General features: G+C 61.8%; 4 protein-coding genes. All 4 read left to right on the forward strand.

Annotation, left to right across the window (positions count from 1 at the left end; all coding sequences use genetic code 11):
* Positions 1–113: 113 nt before the first annotated feature.
* The 4 genes from pstB to ACE04F_RS15240 all read left to right on the forward strand — a co-directional run bounded on the left by pstB (position 114) and on the right by ACE04F_RS15240 (position 4,029).
* Positions 114–947, forward strand: a complete 834-nt coding sequence (gene pstB, locus ACE04F_RS15225) for a phosphate ABC transporter ATP-binding protein PstB (RefSeq protein ID WP_305497678.1) — start codon at positions 114–116, stop codon at positions 945–947.
* Positions 948–1,019: 72 nt separating this feature from the next.
* Entirely contained in the window at positions 1,020–1,781 is a 762-nt protein-coding gene (gene phoU / locus ACE04F_RS15230) for a phosphate signaling complex protein PhoU (RefSeq protein ID WP_486107913.1), read from the forward strand.
* Positions 1,782–1,947: 166 nt separating this feature from the next.
* The gene (locus ACE04F_RS15235; protein WP_486107914.1) at positions 1,948–2,901 is read left to right on the forward strand and encodes a response regulator; all 954 of its coding nucleotides are present in this window, start codon (positions 1,948–1,950) and stop codon (positions 2,899–2,901) included.
* A 231-nt stretch (positions 2,902–3,132) separates the two neighbouring features.
* The gene (locus ACE04F_RS15240; protein WP_305497676.1) at positions 3,133–4,029 is read left to right on the forward strand and encodes a peptidoglycan DD-metalloendopeptidase family protein; all 897 of its coding nucleotides are present in this window, start codon (positions 3,133–3,135) and stop codon (positions 4,027–4,029) included.
* Positions 4,030–4,069: the final 40 nt, after the last annotated feature.

Raw genomic sequence — 4,069 nt, forward strand, 5'->3', positions numbered from 1 at the left:
GATGGCCCCTTCGCGAGCAAGCTCGCTCCCACACTGATCGGTGTTCGCTGGAATTTTTATGGGGCCGCCACACAGGCGTTCCGAACCGAATTTGTTAGCACAGGGAGCCTCCCATGCAACACGAAGCACCTACACACGGCATCAACATGTCGGCCCTGGGCCGCGACAAGCAGAGCTTGAACCTGGCTCAGGAAACCGTCGCCATCGAAGTGCCCGGCCTGAACCTGTTCTACGGTCAGAAGCAGGCGCTGTACGACGTCAGCCTGAACATCCCGAAACAGCGCGTCACCGCGTTCATCGGCCCGTCGGGCTGCGGCAAGTCGACCTTGCTGCGCACCTTCAACCGCATGAACGACCTGGTGGACGGCTGCCGCGTCGAAGGCGAAATCAACCTCTACGGCAACAACATCTACCGCAAGGGCGAGGATGTTGCCGAGCTGCGTCGTCGCGTGGGCATGGTGTTCCAGAAGCCCAACCCGTTCCCCAAGACCATCTACGAGAACGTCGTCTACGGCCTGCGGATCCAGGGCATCAACAAGAAGCGCGTCCTCGATGAAGCCGTGGAGTGGGCACTCAAGGGCGCAGCGCTGTGGGATGAGGTCAAGGACCGCCTGCACGAATCGGCGCTGGGCCTGTCCGGTGGGCAGCAGCAGCGTCTGGTGATCGCCCGCACCATCGCCGTGGAGCCGGAAGTGCTGCTGCTCGACGAACCTTGCTCAGCACTCGACCCGATCTCGACGCTGAAAGTCGAGGAACTGATCTACGAGCTCAAGTCCAAGTTCACCATCGTCATCGTGACCCACAACATGCAGCAGGCGGCGCGGGTGTCCGACTACACCGCATTCATGTACATGGGCAAGCTGGTGGAATTCGGCGACACCGATACCCTGTTTACCAATCCGGCCATGAAGCAGACCGAGGACTACATTACCGGTCGTTACGGCTAGGAAGCCGTTGTCGCTCATTGAATCTACGCTGCGGTCCGCCGCACCTTACCGGACGCTCCAAGGACGCCAAAGATGATTAGTAAAGAAGGCCTCACCCACCACATTTCCGCGCAGTTCAACGCCGAGCTGGAAGAGGTGCGCAGCCACCTGCTGGCCATGGGCGGGCTGGTGGAAAAGCAGGTCAACGACGCGGTGACCGCGCTGATCGAGGCCGACTCCGGCCTGGCCCAGCAAGTGCGCGAGATCGATGACCAGATCAACCAGATGGAACGCAACATCGACGAAGAATGCCTGCGCATCCTGGCCCGTCGTCAGCCGGCGGCTTCCGACCTGCGCCTGATCATCAGCATCTCCAAGTCGGTGATCGACCTTGAGCGGATCGGCGACGAAGCCACCAAGATCGCTCGTCGGGCCATCCAGTTGTGCGAAGAAGGTGAAGCGCCGCGCGGCTACGTCGAAGTTCGCCACATCGGCGACCAGGTGCGCAACATGGTCCGCGATGCGCTGGACGCCTTCGCCCGTTTCGACGCCGACCTGGCATTGTCGGTGGCCCAGTACGACAAGATCATCGATCGCGAATACAAGACCGCCCTGCGCGAGCTGGCGACCTACATGATGGAAGACCCGCGTTCGATTTCCCGGGTGTTGAGCATCATCTGGGTGCTGCGTTCGTTGGAGCGTATCGGCGATCATGCACGCAACATCTCGGAACTGGTGATTTACCTGGTGCGTGGCACCGATGTCCGGCACATGGGGCTCAAGCGGATGAAGGAAGAAGTTGAGGGCACCCCGTCCGAAACCGCTAATGTTCCCGGTGAACCTGACGATAAGTAAGATTGCCAAGAAAAGCGCCCGGCCTTCTGGTCGGGCTTTTTTTTGCGGTTTTTTTAATCAAAAGCAGCACCCCGCGAACGAAAAGTCCCGGCGTGACTGAAGGTTTTTGGCGAAGTGCCATCAGTAAGGCGGTATGCTTGCCGGGATTTTTTAGAGGTGTATCTGGATGAGTAAGGTCAGTGTGTTGGTCGTGGACGATGCTTCGTTCATTCGTGACTTGGTGAAGAAGTGCCTGCGCAACTACTTCCCAGGCATCCGCATCGAAGACGCGGTGAACGGCAAGAAAGCCCAGGCCGTGCTGGCCCGTGAAGCGTTCGACCTGGTGCTGTGCGACTGGGAAATGCCAGAGATGTCCGGCCTGGAATTGCTGACCTGGTGCCGCCAGCAGGACAATCTCAAGGGCATGCCTTTCGTGATGGTGACCAGCCGTGGCGACAAGGAGAACGTGGTCCAGGCGATCCAGGCCGGCGTTTCCGGCTACGTCAGTAAACCCTTCACCAACGAACAGTTGCTGACCAAGGTCAAGCAGGCCTTGAACAAGGTCGGCAAGCTCGACACGCTGATGAACAGTGCCCCGACCAAGATGAATTCGGCGTTCGGCAATGATTCGCTCAGTGCCCTGACCGGCGGCAAGGCCGCTCCGGTTGCCGCGGCTGCGCCAGCGGCGAACCCGTTCGCCAAGCCCGCTGCCGCGCCTGCACCCGCTGCGGCTGCCGCTCCGGCGGCACGTGGTTTGCTCAACAGCCCGCCCGTCAAGGCACCTGCCGCGTCCGCACCCACCGCCAATCGCGGCCAAGGCCAGTTGCGCCTGTCCAGCGGCACCCAGCAATGCGTGATCAAGGCCCTGAGCCTCAAGGAAGCGTTGCTGCTGGTCAAGCGCACCGACATCCTGCCGCAAGTGCTGGAGAGCTCGGTGCTGGACATGGAGCAGGGCGATAACGCCGAGACCGCTCGTCTGAACGGCTACCTGCACGCCATCGTCGCCCATGAGCAAACCCCTGACAGCGAATGGCTGCAGTTGACCTTCCGCTTCGTCGACAAAGACCCGCAGAAACTCGACTACATCTCCCGCCTGATCGCCCGCGGCACGGCGCAGAAGCACTTCGTACCGGGCGCCTGATCCTGCGGCGCCCTTCAGTCCGCTTTCGCGAGCAGGCTCGCTCCCACACTCGATCCATTGAACACTGAAGATCCTCTGTGGGAGCGAGCTTGCTTGGGGCGGCGATCCGACGATGGGGCCATCAGCTTCAACCCGACCGCTGATCCAATTTTGAAACATCCGTCGACTACGCTGGTCCATCCCAGCTGCTAGGCTGCTTTGCAGGCCTTCATTTCGACAGAATTCTTGCCCATGCTCGTGCCGTTGCTGTTCGCCTGTGGTCTTGTCCTGGCTGCTACCCCGGCCCTGGCCATGACCATCTACAAATCCACCGACGCCAACGGCGTGGTCTCCTACAGTGACCGCCCCAGCAAAGGCTCCCAGGTGTTCGTATTTCGTGATCGCATGGTCGAGCGCCTGGAGCGCCAGGTGTTTCTCGACATCAGGAAGCAGAAGGGCGCGGACGCGGTGTACGTGCGCAACGACCTCTACGCGCCAGTGGAAATCGAGCTGAGCTTCGCCGGGTTGCGCAATGTGAGCGGAGCGCCGAGCCGGCCGATCCGCCGCGTGCTGCCGGCGCGCAGCAACCTGCGCCTGGCGCTGCTGACGGCCACCCGGCCCGGTAGGCCACTGGCTTATACCCCAAGGTTCGAATACTCCCTGGGCGACCCCGCAGGCACGGCGCAAGCTTATCGCTATCCGTTGCCCTGGCGTGGCGGGCCGTTCCGGTTGAGCCAGGGCGCCAACGGCCAATATAGCCATTACGGCCCGAAGAACCGCTACGCCATGGACATCGCCATGCCCGAAGGCACGCCGATCATCGCGGCGCGTGGCGGCGTGGTGGTCAAGACCGAGAACGAGCAGACCGGGCGCGGCACCGATCCTGCCGGCAACTTTGTGCGCGTGCTACACGATGACGGGACGATGGGAGTCTACCTGCACCTGCAGAAGGGCTCGGTGAGCGTCCAGGAGGGGCAACGGGTCGGGGTGGGCACGCCGCTGGCGCTATCAGGCAACACCGGTAACAGCTCCGGCCCGCACCTGCACTTCGTGGTACAGCGCAACACCGGGCTGGGGTTGGTGTCGATTCCCTATCAGTTCAACCAGCCGGTGGGTGACTTGCCCAACTTTGCGTTGGGCAAGCAGTAGCACCGGAGATGACAGGAAGGCTTTTCGTGGGGGGGGGGGG

This window comes from Pseudomonas sp. AGC41, assembly GCF_057334555.1.